Source organism: Bacillus sp. FSL R5-0439, from assembly GCF_038008805.1.
GTDB classification, from domain to species: domain Bacteria; phylum Bacillota; class Bacilli; order Bacillales; family Bacillaceae; genus Bacillus; species Bacillus safensis.
Window position 1 is genome coordinate 1,505,620 of sequence record NZ_JBBOZW010000001.1, and the last position, 17,358, is coordinate 1,522,977.

At 43.8% G+C, this 17,358-nt stretch carries 17 protein-coding genes and 1 riboswitch; of the genes, 16 read left to right on the forward strand and 1 reads right to left on the reverse strand.

Translation table 11 applies throughout. The features are described 5' to 3' along the window. Positions 1–3 precede the first annotated feature (3 nt). From pyrE to NST59_RS07650, 9 genes are all read left to right on the forward strand, one after another. Complete coding sequence (pyrE, locus tag NST59_RS07610; protein ID WP_039178408.1) at positions 4–642, forward strand: orotate phosphoribosyltransferase; 639 nt, start codon at positions 4–6, stop codon at positions 640–642. 161 nt (positions 643–803) lie between these two features. Next, positions 804–906, forward strand: a riboswitch (SAM riboswitch). 116 nt (positions 907–1,022) lie between these two features. Beyond that, positions 1,023–1,127, forward strand: coding sequence for a DUF2292 domain-containing protein (locus NST59_RS07615; protein WP_369810469.1), 105 nt, complete (start codon positions 1,023–1,025; stop codon positions 1,125–1,127). Positions 1,128–1,172: 45 nt separating this feature from the next. Continuing rightward, positions 1,173–1,874 (forward strand): phosphoadenylyl-sulfate reductase, encoded by a 702-nt coding sequence (locus tag NST59_RS07620; RefSeq protein ID WP_047202129.1) that lies wholly within the window; start codon positions 1,173–1,175, stop codon positions 1,872–1,874. Positions 1,875–1,887: 13 nt separating this feature from the next. Next, on the forward strand, positions 1,888–2,952 hold the full coding sequence (locus NST59_RS07625) for an inorganic phosphate transporter (RefSeq protein WP_268502226.1): 1,065 nt from the start codon (positions 1,888–1,890) through the stop codon (positions 2,950–2,952). A 57-nt stretch (positions 2,953–3,009) separates the two neighbouring features. Then, positions 3,010–4,146 (forward strand): sulfate adenylyltransferase, encoded by a 1,137-nt coding sequence (sat, locus tag NST59_RS07630; RefSeq protein WP_039178416.1) that lies wholly within the window; start codon positions 3,010–3,012, stop codon positions 4,144–4,146. A 14-nt stretch (positions 4,147–4,160) separates the two neighbouring features. Further along, the gene (gene cysC / locus NST59_RS07635; protein ID WP_059377086.1) at positions 4,161–4,754 is read left to right on the forward strand and encodes an adenylyl-sulfate kinase; all 594 of its coding nucleotides are present in this window, start codon (positions 4,161–4,163) and stop codon (positions 4,752–4,754) included. A gap of 29 nt (positions 4,755–4,783) precedes the next feature. Then, entirely contained in the window at positions 4,784–5,539 is a 756-nt protein-coding gene (gene cobA / locus NST59_RS07640) for a uroporphyrinogen-III C-methyltransferase (RefSeq protein ID WP_047202132.1), read from the forward strand. Between the two features lie 77 nt (positions 5,540–5,616). After that, on the forward strand, positions 5,617–6,402 hold the full coding sequence (locus tag NST59_RS07645) for a sirohydrochlorin chelatase (protein ID WP_126681791.1): 786 nt from the start codon (positions 5,617–5,619) through the stop codon (positions 6,400–6,402). Then, positions 6,383–6,886 (forward strand): precorrin-2 dehydrogenase/sirohydrochlorin ferrochelatase family protein, encoded by a 504-nt coding sequence (locus NST59_RS07650; protein WP_047202134.1) that lies wholly within the window; start codon positions 6,383–6,385, stop codon positions 6,884–6,886. Before NST59_RS07645 ends, NST59_RS07650 begins: the two co-directional genes overlap by 20 nt. A gap of 34 nt (positions 6,887–6,920) precedes the next feature. Here NST59_RS07650 and NST59_RS07655 read toward each other — a convergent pair whose 3' ends face one another. Next, a complete protein-coding gene (locus tag NST59_RS07655) occupies positions 6,921–8,630 on the reverse strand; it encodes an Rqc2 family fibronectin-binding protein (protein WP_251180734.1) in 1,710 nt (569 codons plus the stop codon). Positions 8,631–8,795: 165 nt separating this feature from the next. Between NST59_RS07655 and NST59_RS07660 the strand changes: the two genes are divergently transcribed. The 7 genes from NST59_RS07660 (at position 8,796) to priA (ending at position 17,347) form a co-directional block, all read left to right on the forward strand. Next, positions 8,796–11,471 carry a calcium-translocating P-type ATPase, SERCA-type gene (locus NST59_RS07660; protein WP_341040551.1) on the forward strand — a complete coding sequence of 892 codons (2,676 nt, stop codon included), beginning with the start codon at positions 8,796–8,798 and terminating at the stop codon, positions 11,469–11,471. Between the two features lie 83 nt (positions 11,472–11,554). Next, complete coding sequence (locus NST59_RS07665) at positions 11,555–12,430, forward strand: YicC/YloC family endoribonuclease (protein WP_058837724.1); 876 nt, start codon at positions 11,555–11,557, stop codon at positions 12,428–12,430. 76 nt (positions 12,431–12,506) lie between these two features. After that, the gene (gene remA, locus NST59_RS07670) at positions 12,507–12,776 is read left to right on the forward strand and encodes an extracellular matrix/biofilm regulator RemA (protein ID WP_008344898.1); all 270 of its coding nucleotides are present in this window, start codon (positions 12,507–12,509) and stop codon (positions 12,774–12,776) included. Between the two features lie 9 nt (positions 12,777–12,785). Beyond that, positions 12,786–13,400 carry a guanylate kinase gene (gmk, locus tag NST59_RS07675; RefSeq protein ID WP_024424214.1) on the forward strand — a complete coding sequence of 205 codons (615 nt, stop codon included), beginning with the start codon at positions 12,786–12,788 and terminating at the stop codon, positions 13,398–13,400. A gap of 3 nt (positions 13,401–13,403) precedes the next feature. Further along, the gene (gene rpoZ / locus NST59_RS07680; RefSeq protein WP_003211647.1) at positions 13,404–13,607 is read left to right on the forward strand and encodes a DNA-directed RNA polymerase subunit omega; all 204 of its coding nucleotides are present in this window, start codon (positions 13,404–13,406) and stop codon (positions 13,605–13,607) included. 117 nt (positions 13,608–13,724) lie between these two features. Further along, on the forward strand, positions 13,725–14,942 hold the full coding sequence (gene coaBC, locus NST59_RS07685) for a bifunctional phosphopantothenoylcysteine decarboxylase/phosphopantothenate--cysteine ligase CoaBC (RefSeq protein ID WP_059375053.1): 1,218 nt from the start codon (positions 13,725–13,727) through the stop codon (positions 14,940–14,942). Next, on the forward strand, positions 14,939–17,347 hold the full coding sequence (gene priA / locus NST59_RS07690) for a primosomal protein N' (protein ID WP_144490567.1): 2,409 nt from the start codon (positions 14,939–14,941) through the stop codon (positions 17,345–17,347). Before coaBC ends, priA begins: the two co-directional genes overlap by 4 nt. Positions 17,348–17,358: the final 11 nt, after the last annotated feature.

Sequence of the window (17,358 nt, forward strand, 5' to 3'; positions counted from 1 at the left end):
CAGATGAAATCAAAAATCGCGAAACATCTATTACAAATCAAAGCGGTCTCATTAAAACCAGACGAACCGTTTACATGGGCGAGCGGTATAAAATCACCGATCTATTGTGATAACCGCCTGACATTGTCATATCCAGAAGTGAGACACGACATTGCTGAAGGTCTAAAAGATTTAATTCTCACTCATTTCAAGGGAGCAGAGGTTGTCGCGGGTACTGCAACAGCAGGCATTCCTCATGCGGCATTAGCAGCAGACCGCTTGAACATCCCGATGTGTTATGTCAGAAGTAAGCCGAAAGCACATGGAAAAGGAAATCAAATTGAAGGAGCCGTATCAAAAGGCCAAAAGGTTGTCGTCGTAGAAGACCTTATTTCCACAGGAGGCAGTGTGCTTGAAGTGGTCGCTGCTCTTCAAGATGAGGGCTGCGAGGTACTAGGAGTTGCCGCGATCTTCACATACGGACTGCCAAAAGCAGCGGCAGCATTTCAAGAAAAAAATATTCCATATGTCACCCTAACAGACTATGACACATTGACAGACGTGGCACTTGAACTGAAAGCGATTGAGCCTGCTGCGATGAACAAACTAAAACGCTGGAGACAAGATCCTTCCTCAGAATCTTGGATGGAAGAAACGGTCTGAAAAGTGAAAGCCCATCGTTAACAAAAACTGTGCCTGCCCGCACAGTTTTTTATTTAGGTAAAAATAGTAAAATAGACTCAAATTTTAATAAAAACTAATCCTATCAATAAAGTCGGGTTGACTTTTGTTTGAATTGTGTTAATATTTAAGACAAATTGAAACTCTTATCCAGAGAGGTGGAGGGACTGGCCCGATGAAACCCGGCAACCTGCGATTCGCAAGGTGCTACTTCCTGCAAAATGATTCTATTTTGAAAGATAAGGAAATCGTGAGCTTCCTCATCTTTCTTTCGGACTGAAAGAAAGTTTTTTTATTTTAACGGTGAGGAGGAAGAGGAGATGGAAGTGAAACAAAATCAGGATGAGGACTTAGTAAAGCATATGCAAGAACTGATTGGGGATATGAAATTCGGTTCAATAACGTTAATTGTTCAGGACGGTCAAGTGATTCAAGTGGAAAAGAACGAAAAAATTAGATTGAAGTAGTGCGGATAAAAGCAATATGAGCTGTACTCCGGAAGGGGAGAAATCATGTTAACTTATGAAAATTGGCAAGAGCCGTCCATTACATTTCAAGAAGATGATTTGTATAAAGGAGCCCTGTCTGTACTGAAATGGGCGTACGGTCATTATGGTGACCAGCTCGTATATGCGTGCAGCTTTGGGATTGAGGGCATCGTTCTGATTGATCTGATTGCAAAAGTAAAAAAAGATGCGAAAATTGTCTTTTTAGATACAGGTCTGCATTTTAAAGAAACATACGACACAATTGATGCGGTAAAGGAAAGATACCCGGGCTTAGACATTGAACTGAAAACGCCTGAGCTGACGGTTGAACAGCAAAATGAGCAGCACGGTGAACAATTATGGAAAACAAATCCTCAAAGTTGCTGCCATATGCGTAAGGTCATTCCTTTGCAAGAAGCCCTATCTGGTTATCCAGCTTGGCTTTCCGGTTTAAGAAGAGAGCAGTCACCAAAACGAGCAGGGACGAATTTCTTAAATAAGGATGAAAAATTCAAATCAGTGAAAGTATGTCCGCTTATCCATTGGACGTGGAAGGACATTTGGAGATATGCATCTAGAGAGGAACTTACTTATAATCCGCTGCACGACCAAGGATATCCAAGTATCGGCTGTGCACCGTGTACACAACCAGCATTTACTGCAGATGATCTGCGTTCTGGCAGATGGTCAGGCACAGCAAAGACAGAGTGCGGATTACATGAGTAAGGGAGCATAATGTATGGAAATCGCCGCAATTTTATTTAGTCTATTCTTTGCTTTAAACATAGGCGCAAGCGGAGCAGCTGCTTCTATGGGCATTGCGTACGGGTCAGGTGCGATTCAAAAGCCCATTTATGCGCTCAGCGTTTGTGCAATTGGGATTTTAGCAGGTTCAGTGATTGGCGGCGGTGAGGTCGTCAAAACGATCAGCTCTGGTATTATGCCAGAATCAGTCATTACACTTGAAATCGTTTGTATTATCATTGGTTCTGCTGCACTATCACTTTTCATAGCGAATCTGATGGCGATCCCTTTATCAACAAGTGAGGTCACAGTAGGGGCTGTGGTTGGTGTGGCCGTCGCGTATAAAGTATTGTTTGTGAAATCCATTTTAGTGATTGTGGCATTTTGGGTGATCATCCCGATTTTCGCCTTTCTTTTTACCTTTACTGTCGTCAAAATCATCAGAATGTTCCCTAAACGGAAGCTGTCTAAAAAAGGCACAGCTATTTTATCTGTCGTGTTAATCCTCAGCGGATTTCTAGAGGCGTTTTCAGCTGGTATGAACAATGTCGCAAATGCGGTCGGTCCGCTTGTCGCGTCAGGCGTTTTGTCAGTCGGGCAAGGAACTCTTTACGGCGGGATCTTTGTTGCACTTGGTGCGCTTTTGCTTGGGAGAAGGGTACTAGAAACAAACGGAAAGAAAATCACCCGCTATCAAACGGGCGAAGGGATTTTACTTTCGAGTACCGGTGCCGGGCTTGTCATCGTCAGCTCTATTTTTGGGCTGCCTGTTCCGCTTACACAAATCACCTCCTCGTCTATTATCGGGCTTGGAATGGCAAAAGGCGGGCCAAACATTTTTCACAAACATGTTGTGAAAAAAATGCTGAAAGTGTGGGTGGTGTCACCCTTCTTATCACTCAGCCTATCGTATTTGCTGGTGAGCCTTTTCTTAAAAGGAGACTATTACTCTATCTTTATCATGATGAGTGTACTGCTTGCCTCACTTGGTGCGCTGAGTCTGATGAAGGCAGTCAAAAATGAGAGCAGCTCTATTCATGAACAGGGCGGCGGGATTTAATCACAAATCCGACTATTAACATCTAATAAATATGAACATTGAGAGGAAGATGAACAAATGAGTTTAACACCACATGGTGGCGTATTAATTAATCGAGTAAATGAAGAATATGATCTCAGCACAGCTGCAAAGGAAATTGAACTAGATGCGATCTCCTTTGCAGACCTTGAACTCATTGCAATTGGCGGATATAGTCCAATTGAAGGGTTTTTAACAAAAGCTGATTATGAAGCAGTTGTGAGCAGTATGCGGCTAGCAAGTGGTGTCGTTTGGTCTCTTCCTATTACACTGCCAGTGACAAAAGAAAAGGCGGCGGAAATCCATCAAGGCGATATCGTGCGCTTATCTTATAATGGAACTGTATATGGGGTCATTGAAGTAGAGGATCAATACACACCAGATAAGGAAAAAGAAGCGGTAAATATCTATAAAACTGATGACCGCAATCATCCAGGCGTGAAAAAATTATTTGAACGCGGTGATACTTACATTGGCGGGAAAATTACACTGACGAAACGCAGTGAAAAACCATTCCCTCAATTTACGTATGAGCCAGAAGAAACAAGACGTCATTTTAAAGAAAATGGCTGGAAAACCATTGTTGGTTTCCAAACGAGAAACCCGGTTCATCGTGCGCATGAATATATTCAAAAAACAGCATTAGAAACGGTCGATGGTTTATTCTTAAATCCTCTTGTCGGTGAAACAAAATCTGACGATATCCCGGCAGATGTGAGAATGAAAAGCTATCAAGTGTTATTGAATGGTTATTATCCAAAAGACCGCGTCTTTTTAGGTGTTTTTCCTGCTGCAATGCGTTATGCTGGACCAAAGGAAGCGATATTTCACGCGCTTGTTCGTAAAAATTATGGCTGCACCCATTTTATTGTCGGAAGAGATCATGCAGGTGTTGGTGACTATTACGGCACATACGAGGCGCAGGAACTATTTGATCAATTTACAAGCGAAGAAATCGGTATTACGCCATTAAAATTTGAACACAGCTTCTACTGTAATACATGTGAAGCGATGGCCACACCAAAAACGTGTCCTCACGACAAAAGCGAGCATGTCATTCTTTCAGGTACAAAAGTTCGAACGATGCTGAGAAACGGTGAATTACCACCAAGCACGTTCAGCCGAAAAGAAGTCATTGAAACATTAATCGAAGGATTAAAAACGACGGTATCTTAAAGGGAGGGTATGACATGAGCAACGAACATATCGTGTGGCATGATGCATCTATTACAAAAAAAGAATATCAACAGAAAAACAAGCATAAAAGCGGCATTATCTGGCTTACAGGTTTAAGCGGATCAGGTAAATCAACGATTGCAAATGCAGCTGCAAGAGAGCTGTTTGAACAAGGCTATCAAGTCACCGTTCTTGACGGCGATAACGTGCGGCACGGACTCAATAAAGATCTAGGGTTTTCAGATGACGACAGAAAAGAAAACATCCGCCGAATCGGAGAAGTGGCGAAATTATTTGTGGAACAAGGTACGATTGTCATCACTGCTTTTATTTCTCCATTCCAAGAAGACCGCCACATTGTCAGACAGTTAGTCGAAGATGGGGAATTTCACGAAGTGTTTGTCAAATGTGATCTGAACGTGTGTGAAGAGCGTGATCCAAAAGGGTTATATAAAAAAGCGAGAAACGGCGAAATTCCATTTTTCACTGGAATCGATTCACCATATGAAGAGCCAGCTGAGCCTGAGCTCGTCTTAGATACAGGGGAATTATCCCGTGAGGAATCCAAACAGCGTCTTGTAGATTATGTAAAAGCAACAACGAAATAATCGCCTGATGGCAGGGGGAGAAAAGCAAGATGGGGAAAGTATACATTGTGGGTGCTGGACCCGGAGACCCAGATTTAATCACATTAAAGGCCCATAAGGCGATACAGCAGGCAGATGTCATCTTATATGATCGTCTTGTCAATCAAGACATTCTCGCCCACGCCAAACCAGAGGCGGAATTGATTTATTGCGGAAAACTGCCAAATCATCATACAATGAGACAGGAAGCCATCAATGAAGCGCTTGTGGCTCATGCAAAGGAAGGGAACGTTGTCGTTCGGCTGAAAGGCGGCGACCCCTTTGTCTTTGGCCGCGGCGGTGAAGAAATCGAATGCTTAGCTGAGCACGGAATTCCGTATGAGGTTGTCCCAGGAATTACTTCTGGTATTGCAGCGGCTGCTTATGCGGGCATCCCTGTGACACACCGTGAATTCAGCTCAAATGTTGCTTTTGTCACGGGTCACTATCAAAAGGATGAACATTTTGAAGAAAAGTGGGAGGCGCTGGCTACAGGGATTGATACTCTTGTGATTTACATGGGTGTCAAAAACGTGGAAAGAGTGCAGCGCCTGCTTTTAAAAAATGGACGGGATCCAGAAACACCCGCTGCATTTATACACTGGGGAACCACGACGAGGCAAAAGACAACTTGCTGCACTGTGGCGACACTGTCTGAAACCGTTGAAAAAGAAGGGATCGAGCATCCAAGTTTAATTGTTGTTGGAGATGTCGTTCATTTTCATCAAAAACTGAACTGGTTTGAACCCGCATTAATCGAGAAATGAGAATGATAGAGAAAAGACACGTACGTACATACATCGTGTCTTTTCGTCTGATGAAATAAGTGAGAGGGAGGAGCCGCATGAAACAAGCTGTCCTTTATGTTGGGCATGGAAGCCGAGTAAAAGAGGCGCAAGATAAGGCCATTTCTTTTATGAAAAGCTGTATGCCGTTAGTGAAAGCAGATATACAAGAAATTTGTTTTTTAGAGCTGACGGACCCTTCTATAGAAGAAGGATTTGAGGCCTGTGTGAAAAAAGGAGCGACACACATTGCCATCGTCCCGCTCCTCCTTTTAACTGCCATGCATGCCAAATCGGATATACCGGTCGAAATTGATAAAGTGCGCGTGCGATTTCCGCAAGTGAAGGTCACATATGGAAAGCCAATCGGGGTGAATCAAGAAGTAACAAAAGCGGTTGCCGCGAGAATTGAAGAAGCAGGATATCAAGGCGAGCGGGCGCGGATTCTTTTAATTGGCCGCGGGAGCTCTGATCCGGATGTGAAGCGAGATGTGTTTGGCATTGCAGACGATGTCAGAAGTCTGCTTCCACATGCAGAGGTTTTTCCGTGTTTTATCACAGCATGTGAGCCCAATTATCGAGATGTTCTCGCGCAGTTATCAGCAGATGACGATGGGCCTGTCTATATCGTTCCTTACTTGCTGTTTACCGGAATTTTAATGAAAGAAATTGAAAGTGAAGCCGCTCAGGCGAGAAAGCGGCTGAAAGATGTCCGGGTATGCCGGTATATTGGCTTTCATCCGCATGTTAAAGCAGCTTATATTGAACGCGTGCAAGAAACCATGTTAAACAAAGACGATGCGTTTCGTTTCCGAGGAGAAAGCCATGCTTCCAGTCCATCTTGATTTAACCAATAAACAAGTGGTCATTGCCGGCGGCGGATCTGTGGCGTTAAGAAGAGCAAAGGCGCTGTGCACGGAGCCTTGCCATATAACCGTTGTCAGTCCTAATCTTTCTGAAGAGATGGCACACTTCATTGATACATACCAATTGAATTGGAAGGAAAAGAAGGTAGACGCTGAAGATTTGAAGGATGCATTTTTCATTGTAGCTGCGACAAATGACCCTTCGGTAAATGAATGGATTGCACAAACAGCACAGCCTCACCAGCTTGTGAATTGTGTGAGCCAATCAGAGCTAGGCAATGTGATGGTGCCGAAGGTTGTCAAAGCAGGAAAAGTGACGATTTCAGTCTCTACAAGCGGTGCAAGCCCCGCCCGGACAAAACAGCTGGCGGCGGCAATTGAATCCTTGCTTGAACAAGAGGATATTGACGCACTTGATGCCCTTTACATCGAAAGAAAAAAACGACAAAGAAAAAGCCGATAAATCCTCATGTCAGGATTTTATCGGCTTTTCTTATTTATTTTCTCAGCTTGAGCACAAGATCTTGGTCAGGCGTGACAAATAATGTTTGCTGCTGATCATACGTAACAAAGCCAGGCTTTGCTCCGTTCGGTTTTTTCACATGCCGGATTTTTGTATAGTCGACAGGAACGGAGCTGGACTCTTTTGCTTTCGAAAAGTAGGCGGCAATTTGAGCCGCTTCAAGCAGCGTTTGTTCATCAGGTGCTTGGTGACGAATGACGACGTGTGATCCAGGAATATCCTTTGTATGCAGCCAAATATCATCACGAGCAGCTGCCTTTGTAGTCAAATGCTCGTTTTGTTTGTTATTTTTTCCAACTAAAATCGGAATACCTTGGGACGATTCATACGTTTCGAGCTGAATGGCCGCCGGTTTTTTCTTTTTGGCGTGACGCTTTTGTTTGGCGCGCAAATATTTTCCTTCAACAAGCTCTTCTCTCATTTCCTCTAAATCCTTCGGAGAAGCAGAGGACAGCTGCTGAATCAGCTCTTCAAAATAAGCAATTTCTTCATGAGTTCGCTCAATTTGTTCATTTACAGCTTCTACAGCATTTTTTGCCTTTTGATATTTTGTAAAATATGCTTGTGCATTTTCAGAAGGGGTTTTGTTTGTTTTAAGCGGGATTGTAATTTCTCCGCCGTCTTCATCGTAATAATTGATGACAGTCGCTTCTTTATCCCCTTTTTTGATCGCATATAAATTGGCTGTTAACAATTCGCCATAGAGCTGATACTTGTGTGCATCCTGAGATTCTTCAAGGGTTCTTTTTAGCTTTTTTAGCTTGTTTTCATTTTTCTTTTTTTCATTGACGACAAACCGTTCAAGGTCAGCCGCCTGCTGTTTGACTCTGTCTCTCTCAGCTTTTCCAAAATAAAAGCGGTCAAGCAGCTGGCTGAGTGAGTTGAATGTCTTCATCTCGCCTTGGACATGCTGAAGCTCTAATAAATAGAAATACTCTTTCCCGTCTTTTCTTGTAAGCTGCGGCGTAAAAGAATGCATGCGAATGAGCTGGAACATGTCGAGCAGTGTATTTGGGATCGTTTCTTGATTGGCAAGACCGGCCCGGTGTACTGCTTCCTTTGCAAAAAGCGGGGAAACCCCAGAGAAGGTATCGACAATTTGATTGGCGATCTTTCCTTCTTGAAAGCGTAAATGCTTCAAAATATCATCCTTTGTCACGTCAAAAGGATTCAATTTTTGCTGAGCAGGTGGCAGTAGGTATTCATAACCAGGGAGCACCGTTCGATAGCTGTTTACAGATGGAGAAAGGTGTTTCAGACCATCAATGATCTGCTGCGTTCCATCCTCTACAAGAATGAAGTTGCTATGACGTCCCATGATTTCAATGTAAAGCTTACGCGTCTGCTCATCGCCGATTTCGTTTCGGCTTCGCACGTGAAGCACAATGACCCTGTCAAATCCAATCTGTTCAAAACGTTCAATGAAGCCGCCCTCAAGATGCTTTCTGAGTAGCATACAAAACATTGGCGGCTCACTTGGATTATCGTATTGATGCTCGGTGAGCTGCACTCTTGCATAGCTCGGATGAGCCGATAAAAGGAGCTTATGATTTTTCCCGTTTGCTCGAATATGAAAAATCAGCTCGTGCTTATATGGCTGATGGATTTTTGAAATCCTTCCGCCAGTTAATGCCTTTTGCAATTCATTAGTCATACCATATGTAAAAATGCCGTCAAATGACATGTTGGATACACCCTCTTCTTTCACACAAATCTACTGAAAGAACCTTCCGTTTTCTCGTTCTTTAGGCAGTCTTATTATTATAGCATGATTTAGGACGAGTCTGAATAAACTGGCTTATAGAACACTGCATATGAGAGAGAACAAAAGAGGAGTGGACGAGGTCAAATGAATTGGCATGAACTGAACCAAACCGATTTATTAAAAACAATGAATACATCGATAGGTGACGGACTGTCAGAAAAAGATGTACAAAAGCGGCTTGAAAAACACGGGCCAAATGAATTGCAGGAAGGAAAAAAGGCGTCGGCTCTGATCATTTTTTTAGCACAGTTTAAAGATTTCATGGTGTTAATCTTGCTTGCTGCAACAATCATTTCTGCCTTTTTAGGAGAATACATTGATGCTGTTGCGATTGTGGCCATTGTTTTGATTAATGGTGTACTCGGCTTTTATCAAGAACGCCGGGCGGAAAAATCCCTTCAAGCGTTAAAGGAATTATCAACTCCGCACGTGTATGCAAGGAGAAATAATGAATGGGTCAAGATCCCGTCTAAACATCTCGTGCCAGGGGATATTGTGAAATTTTCAAGCGGAGACCGGATTGGGGCAGATATTAGATTACTAGATACAAAGAGCTTAGAAATTGAGGAGTCCGCCCTCACTGGTGAGTCTATCCCAGCAGTCAAACACGCAAGTCCACTTTCAAGCGGCCATGTTTCGCTCGGGGATTTGACGAACATGGCCTTTATGGGGACGCTTGTTACTAGAGGCAGCGGCGTAGGGGTTGTCATTGGTACAGGAATGAATACAGCGATGGGACAAATTGCCGGCATGCTGGATGCAGCAGGTAATATGGAAACGCCGCTGCAAAGGCGTCTCGAGCAGCTTGGAAAAATTCTGATTGTGGCTGCTTTATTTTTAACGGTGCTCGTTGTTGTTCTTGGTGTAGTGCAAGGACATGAATTGTATCATATGTTCCTAGCGGGTGTATCTCTTGCTGTGGCGGCGATTCCAGAAGGACTGCCGGCGATCGTCACTGTCGCCCTTTCCCTAGGGGTACAGCGGATGATCAAACAAAAATCGATTGTCAGAAAGCTCCCGGCAGTGGAAACACTCGGCTGCGCGTCAATCATTTGCTCTGATAAAACAGGAACCATGACGCAAAATAAAATGACTGTGACCCATGTGTGGGCAGAGGGAAAAACGTGGAATATTTCTGGCACAGGCTACGAGCCATCCGGTGACTTTACCTTAAACGGGGAAATCGTCCATGCCGACAAGCATCCAAGCCTGCAAAAGGTGTTATTATACGGGGCGCTTTGTAATACATCGACTATCGTTGAAAAAGACGGGGAGATGAGGCTGGATGGGGATCCGACAGAGGGAGCGCTCCTTACCGCAGCACGTAAAGCGGGTTTTACAGAGCAATTCATTGAAGCTGGATTTCATGTTATTGAGGAGTTTTCTTTTGACTCAGAAAGAAAGATGATGTCAGTCGTCGTTGAAACAAATCAAAAAGAGCGGTATGTCATTGCAAAAGGTGCGCCGGATGTACTAATGAACCGTTCAAGTCATATCATGCAAGGCGGACGCACAGCTTCTTTTTCAGCCACTCACAGGCAAGAAACAGAAGCTGCGATTCAAGGTTTAGCAAGACAGGCGCTTAGAACCATTGCCATTGCGTATAAAAAAGTCGGTCTGACAGAAAAAATCACCTCTGTACAGCAGGCTGAAGCTGATTTAACATTTATCGGATTAGAGGGCATGATCGATCCACCGCGTCCTGAAGTCAGACGAGCGATTAAAGAGTGCCGGGATGCTGGCATTAAAACGGTCATGATTACAGGGGATCACGTGGAAACGGCCAAAGCGATCGCAAAAGATTTAAGCCTTTTACCGAAGCAAGGACAGGTGCTCGACGGAAAAGCACTTGATCAAATGAGCGACAAAGAGCTTGAGCAAACGGCTGAAAATGTATATGTCTTTGCCCGGGTTTCTCCTGAGCATAAGCTGAGAATTGTCAAAGCCTATCAAAAAAATGGTCATGTTGTAGCGATGACAGGTGACGGGGTCAATGATGCGCCTGCCATTAAACAAGCAGATATCGGCATCTCCATGGGCATCACTGGTACAGACGTAGCCAAGGAAGCGTCTTCTCTTATTTTACTTGACGACAACTTTGCGACCATTAAATCCGCCATTAAAGAAGGCCGAAATATTTATGAAAACATTCGTAAGTTTGTCCGCTATTTGCTGGCATCAAATGTCGGAGAAATTTTGGTCATGCTGTTTGCGATGCTCCTCGCGCTTCCGCTTCCGCTCGTTCCTATACAAATCTTATGGGTAAACCTTGTCACAGATGGTCTACCGGCTATGGCACTTGGCATGGATAAGCCAGAAGGCGATGTCATGAAGAGAAAGCCGCGGAATGTGAAAGAGGGCATTTTTGCAAGGGGGCTTGGCTGGAAGGTCATCTCAAGAGGATTCCTCATCGGGCTTGCGACCCTTTTGGCATTTATATTTGTGTATCACCGCGATCCAAACAACCTGCAATATGCACAGACTGTCGCATTTAGTACGCTTGTTTTGGCGCAGCTCATTCATGTATTTGACTGCCGCAGTGAACGGTCCATTTTTGAACGTAATCCATTTGGGAACCTTTATTTGATCGGTGCGGTTTTGTCATCACTTTTACTCATGCTTGTGGTCATTTATTACCCGCCGCTTCAGCCAATTTTCAAAACGGTCGCGATTGCACCAATTGATTGGCTGCTGATCATCGGGATGTCTGCACTGCCAACTTTTTTACTGGCAGGATCACTTTTGACAAGAAAAAAATAATTCATTATGGTATAATTTTGAGGTAATAGTGTCTGCTATTACCTTTTTCATTTTATTAATATGAAAGAATTGGGTGTTTTAACATGATACGCAGTATGACGGGATTCGGCCAAGCGAGTAAAACGGATGGAGAACTGACAGTGTCAGTTGAGCTAAAATCGGTCAATCACCGTTTTAAAGAGGTTCATGCCCGTTTGCCGAGGCCGCTTTTATATTTCGAAGATACATTAAAAAAGATCATTCTTCGTCACGTGCAGCGCGGTAGAATTGAGCTGTTTGTCACGATTGAAGGCGGTAAACTAGCAAGCCGGTCCTTACAGATCGACTGGCCGCTGCTTGATGAATACATGAAAGCCGCAAAAGACCTCGAGGAACGCTATCACATTTCAGGCATTCAGCATGCACATGACTTATTGGGGCTTGAGCTTGCCGTTCAGGTGGAAGAGTCAGCCAGCCGAAATGAACAGCTAGAGCAGCTGCTGATGGAAGCTTGCGAGGATGCTGTCAAGGAGCTTTGCTTCATGAGAGAGCAAGAGGGAGCATCACTTCAAAAAGACTGTGAACTAAGGCTTTCTGAACTAGAGGCCTATACAGAAGAAATCAAAGTCTTTGCACCAGAGGTTGTGAGTCAGTACAAAGAACGATTGAATCAGCGATTGCAAGAATGGATCGGTGAGGCGCTTGACGAGAGCAGACTGACAACAGAGGCTGCCATCTTTGCTGACCGCTGCGACATTACAGAAGAGATTACGAGATTAAAAAGTCACTTTCAGCAATTTCAGCAAATCTTGCTGCAAGGCGGTGCTGCCGGCCGAAAACTTGACTTCCTTGTACAGGAGCTCAACCGTGAAGTGAACACCATTGGATCAAAAGCGAACCATCACCATTTAACAAAGCTGGTGGTTGAAATGAAAAGTGCTATTGAAAAAATAAAAGAACAAGTGCAAAATATAGAATAGTCATTGTGTATGCTGTTTACAGTGCGTCTCTTTCGGCGAGACTAGAGACGTTTATATTACAGGGGGACGAAAGAAGATGACCATAAAGTTGATCAATATCGGATTTGGAAACATCATTTCAGCGAATCGGATGATTTCGATCGTCAGTCCGGAATCAGCACCGATTAAACGAATGATACAAGACGCAAGAGATCGAGGCATGCTCATAGATGCTACATACGGAAGAAGAACCCGTGCTGTTGTCATTATGGACAGTGACCATGTCATCTTATCTGCCGTTCAGCCTGAGACTGTCGCGCAAAGACTTTCTGTAAAAGAAGAAATCATAGATGAAGGGCAGGGGTAATACGCCATTATGAAAGAAAGAGGACTTTTAATCGTTCTCTCTGGACCTTCGGGAGTTGGAAAAGGAACGGTCAGACAAGCCATTTTCTCCCAGGAAGATACGAAATTTGAATACTCTATTTCTGTGACGACACGCAAACCGCGTGAAGGTGAAAGAAATGGTGTCGATTATTTCTTTAAAACCAGGGAAGAATTTGAACATATGATTGAAAACAAAAAGCTGTTAGAATGGGCAGAGTACGTCGGGAATTACTACGGCACGCCTGTTGACTATGTTGAACAGACATTAAGCGAAGGAAAAGATGTTTTCCTTGAAATTGAAGTGCAAGGTGCACTTCAAGTAAGAGAAGCATTCCCGGAAGGTCTTTTTATTTTCCTTGCACCGCCTAGTCTTTCAGAACTTCAAAACCGCATCATTACACGCGGTACAGAATCTGAGGAGCTCATTCGAAACCGAATGGCCGCTGCGAAAGAAGAAATTGAAATGATGGATGCTTACGACTATGTCGTTGAAAACGATGATGTCGAGCTTGCTTGTGAAAGAATCAAAGCGATCGTCCTTGCAGAACACCTGCGCAGAGACAGAGTCGCACCGAGATATAAAAAAATGCTGGGGGTAGAATAAACCATGTTAGATCCTTCAATTGACTCATTGATGAACAAACTTGATTCAAAATATACACTTGTAACAGTGTCTGCACGCCGTGCACGTGAAATGCAGATCCACCAAGATCAGCAGATTGAAAACACAAAGTCTTACAAATTTGTAGGCAAAGCACTAGAAGAAATCGACGCTGGTCTTTTGACATTTGAAAAAGAGGATCAAGAATAACACATCGCTTCTGCAATGCAGATACGATACGTTCAAAAAAGTCAAAACTATGATTGGTTTTGACTTTTTTGAATTGTAGACGAATTTGTGAAAAAGGCCGTTAAGGGGGACAAACAAATGTTACAGTCAAAAAATATTTTGCTCGGTGTCAGCGGAGGAATCGCCGTATATAAAGCAGCAGCACTTACTAGTAAACTCGTACAAGCAGGCGCAAATGTCAGAGTGATTATGACGGAATCTGCTCGTGAGTTTGTGTCTCCGCTTACCTTCCAAGCTCTGTCTAGGCATGAGGTATATGTGGATACATTCAAAGAAAACAATCCAAGAGTCATTGCGCATATTGACGTAGCTGACTGGGCCGATCTCATTCTTGTTGCCCCTGCAACAGCACATACAATTGGTAAAATGGCCGCTGGACTTGCAGATGATATGCTGACGACGACTTTGCTTGCTTCAACAGCGCCTGTATGGATCGCTCCAGCGATGAATGTGCATATGTACGATCACCCGGCTGTGAAACGGAACATTCGCACATTATATGAAGACGGCTACCGCTTTATTGAGCCAAGTGAAGGTTATTTAGCCTGCGGGTACATTGGAAAAGGGCGATTAGAAGAGCCTGAAAAAATTGTGGAACACATCCGTGCTTTTTTTGAAGAGCCAAAAAGCTTACCGCTCTCAGGAAAAAAAGTCGTGGTGACAGCAGGTCCTACACGTGAAGTCATCGACCCTGTCCGATTCTTTACAAATCGTTCTAGTGGAAAAATGGGCTATGCGATTGCAGAGGCTGCTCAGCAAATGGGGGCAGATGTTACGCTGATTTCTGGACCTGTTTCTTTAACTGAACCTGACCATGTACATGTAGTGCACGTTGAATCAGCTGAAGAGATGTATCAAGCTGTGCTAGAGGTATATGGGGAAGCTGATCTTGTTATTAAATCAGCAGCTGTCGCCGATTACACCCCTGTCACGACCTATGCTCATAAAATGAAAAAACAGGACGGCGCTCTGGACATTGAATTCACCCGGACAAAAGATATTTTAAAAGAGCTGGGGAAAAGAAAAGAGCATCAAGTGCTGGTCGGCTTTGCAGCTGAAACGCAGGATGTAGAATATTATGCGAAAAAGAAAATTGAATCCAAGCATTTAGATATGATTGTTGCCAATAACGTCACAAAAGAGGGTGCAGGCTTTGGCACAGATACCAATGTGGCAGCGATGATCAAAGCAGATGGAACGAAAAAAGAGCTGCCGATGATGAGCAAAAAAGACCTCGCTTTTGAAATTTTAAAGGAGGCAATACAGCTGCTTCCAGAAGAGCGTGATCGAGCATGATTGCTGAAGTCATCGTAGATGTCACAACGAAAGCCATTGACCGGCCATTTGATTACCGTGTGCCAGATCGATTCAAAGATCTCGTCAAAGCGGGAATGAGGGTGGTCGTTCCCTTTGGCCCGAGGAAGATTCAAGGGTTTGTGACAAAAGTCAAAGATGAAACAGACATCAAGACAGGAAACATCAAAGAGATTGTCGATTTATTTGATTTATCACCTGTTCTGACAGATGAGCTATTGGAGCTTTCCCACTGGCTGACGGAAAAAACATTGTCTTATCATATCACGGCACTTCAATCGATGCTGCCCGCAGCCATGAAGGCAAAGTATGAAAAAGAAATTCAGGTGCTTTCAGAGGAAGAACTTCCGCAGTCATTGAAAGAGCTTTTCGGTCAGCGAGAAAGCATTCTTTATGCTGACATCCCGGCTGAACATTTAAAACAAATTCAAAAGCATGTTCAAAAAGGTCATCTAGAGGTGAGATACCATGTCTCGCAAAAATCTGGAAAGAAAAAGGTCCGCATGCTCCAGATGGCTGTATCGAAAGAAAAACTTGCAGAAAAACAGCAGCAGCTAAAGAAAAATGCGGTGAAACAAAAAGCACTGATCTCCTATCTGCTTCAAGCGGGAGAGACAACCTTTTTAGCGAAAGACTTGCAGCAGCAAACAGGCGCAAGTTCTCAAACGCTTAAAACCTTTATTCAAGAAGGGCTGTTAACAGAAAGCTATGAAGAGGTCTATCGAGATCCTTATCGTGACCGTGAGTTTACACCATCTGCTCCACTTGATCTCACGCCAGAGCAAAGAGAGGCGGCCGATCATATTCATCAAGCAGTGAGTGAGGATCAGCACGAAACCTTTCTTTTGCACGGAGTGACAGGAAGCGGCAAAACGGAGATTTACTTGCAGACAATCGATCATGTTCTTCAAAAAGGAAAAGAAGCGATCGTTTTAGTTCCTGAAATCTCGTTAACCCCTCAAATGGTGCAGCGATTTAAAGAACGATTTGGCTCAAATGTGGCCGTTCTTCACAGCGGCTTATCGACAGGAGAAAAATATGATGAATGGCGGAAAATCCATCGCAAGGAAGTCAAGCTTGTCGTTGGCGCAAGATCTGCTGTTTTCGCTCCATTTGAAAATCTAGGCATGATTATTATAGATGAAGAGCACGAATCCTCTTATAAACAAGAAGAAATGCCTCGTTACCATGCCAAGGATGTTGCCATTGAACGAGCAGGGCGGCATCAATGTCCAGTCGTATTAGGCAGTGCAACACCTTCACTTGAAACCTATGCACGTGCGAAAAAAGGCGTCTATACATTGCTGTCGCTCAGACACCGCGTCAACCAGCAGCAGCTGCCGCACGTTTCGTTAATTGATATGAGAGAAGAACTAAGAAATGGCAACCGCTCCATGTTTTCAGAGGAATTAATGCTTAGGTTAAAGGAAGTGCTTGAAAGAAAAGAACAAGCCGTTTTATTTCTGAACAAAAGAGGCTATTCATCCTTTGTCATGTGCCGTGATTGCGGATATGTAGAGCAATGTCCTCATTGCGAAATTTCTCTCACCTATCACCGCTATCAAAAACGGCTGAAGTGCCATTATTGTGGTCACGAAGCACCAGTACCTGCTGAATGTCCAGAATGCCACAGTGAGCATATTCGCTATTTTGGTACGGGGACGCAGCGTGTAGAAGAAGAGCTGACAAAAGTACTGCCAGAGGCAAGAGTCATCCGAATGGATGTGGATACAACGTCTCGTAAAGGTGCTCACGAAAAGCTACTTACCTCTTTTGGCAATAAAGAAGCGGACATTTTGCTCGGAACGCAAATGATTGCAAAGGGGCTGGATTTCCCAGATGTCACACTTGTTGGTGTTCTAAGTGCGGATACATCCCTTCACATCCCTGATTTCCGTTCAAGTGAAAAAACATTTCAGCTTCTCACACAGGTCAGCGGCAGGGCAGGGCGGCATGAAAAAGCGGGCTCGGTCATTATTCAATCGTATACGCCTTCTCACTATAGTATTGAATTAACGAAGCAGCATGACTACGAAGCCTTTTATGAACAGGAGATGCTGCATCGCCGCCACCAGTCCTATCCGCCGTATTACTTTTTGGCGATGGTGACAGTGTCACACGAAGAAGTGACGAAGGCAGCACATGTGACTGATCAAATTGTTCAGTTCCTAAAAATGAATTGTGCACCGAATACGCGAATCCTTGGCCCGGCTGCATCACCAATCGCTAAGATCAAAGATAGATATCGCTATCAATGCGTGATAAAATACAAAAGGGAAAATGAACTGGCAAGTTTACTACGGAAAATACAAGACCATTATCAAAAGGAAATGGAACAAAAACAATTGATGATTTCAATAGATATGAATCCATATATGATGATGTAAAACGGAGGGCT

Excerpts from the sequence above, each read along its gene's own strand:
- NST59_RS07625 (WP_268502226.1), top strand. The coding sequence starts at position 1,888 with ATGGAAATCGCCGCAATTTTATTTAGTCTATTCTTTGCTTTAAACATA.
- sat (WP_039178416.1), top strand. The coding sequence starts at position 3,010 with ATGAGTTTAACACCACATGGTGGCGTATTAATTAATCGAGTAAATGAA.
- gmk (WP_024424214.1), top strand. The coding sequence starts at position 12,786 with ATGAAAGAAAGAGGACTTTTAATCGTTCTCTCTGGACCTTCGGGAGTT.
- pyrE (WP_039178408.1), top strand. The coding sequence starts at position 4 with ATGAAATCAAAAATCGCGAAACATCTATTACAAATCAAAGCGGTCTCA.
- NST59_RS07665 (WP_058837724.1), top strand. The coding sequence starts at position 11,555 with ATGATACGCAGTATGACGGGATTCGGCCAAGCGAGTAAAACGGATGGA.
- NST59_RS07655 (WP_251180734.1), bottom strand. The coding sequence starts at position 8,630 with ATGTCATTTGACGGCATTTTTACATATGGTATGACTAATGAATTGCAA.
- cobA (WP_047202132.1), top strand. The coding sequence starts at position 4,784 with ATGGGGAAAGTATACATTGTGGGTGCTGGACCCGGAGACCCAGATTTA.
- rpoZ (WP_003211647.1), top strand. The coding sequence starts at position 13,404 with ATGTTAGATCCTTCAATTGACTCATTGATGAACAAACTTGATTCAAAA.
- coaBC (WP_059375053.1), top strand. The coding sequence starts at position 13,725 with ATGTTACAGTCAAAAAATATTTTGCTCGGTGTCAGCGGAGGAATCGCC.
- NST59_RS07660 (WP_341040551.1), top strand. The coding sequence starts at position 8,796 with ATGAATTGGCATGAACTGAACCAAACCGATTTATTAAAAACAATGAAT.
- NST59_RS07615 (WP_369810469.1), top strand. The coding sequence starts at position 1,023 with ATGCAAGAACTGATTGGGGATATGAAATTCGGTTCAATAACGTTAATT.
- priA (WP_144490567.1), top strand. The coding sequence starts at position 14,939 with ATGATTGCTGAAGTCATCGTAGATGTCACAACGAAAGCCATTGACCGG.
- cysC (WP_059377086.1), top strand. The coding sequence starts at position 4,161 with ATGAGCAACGAACATATCGTGTGGCATGATGCATCTATTACAAAAAAA.
- NST59_RS07645 (WP_126681791.1), top strand. The coding sequence starts at position 5,617 with ATGAAACAAGCTGTCCTTTATGTTGGGCATGGAAGCCGAGTAAAAGAG.
- NST59_RS07620 (WP_047202129.1), top strand. The coding sequence starts at position 1,173 with ATGTTAACTTATGAAAATTGGCAAGAGCCGTCCATTACATTTCAAGAA.
- remA (WP_008344898.1), top strand. The coding sequence starts at position 12,507 with ATGACCATAAAGTTGATCAATATCGGATTTGGAAACATCATTTCAGCG.
- NST59_RS07650 (WP_047202134.1), top strand. The coding sequence starts at position 6,383 with ATGCTTCCAGTCCATCTTGATTTAACCAATAAACAAGTGGTCATTGCC.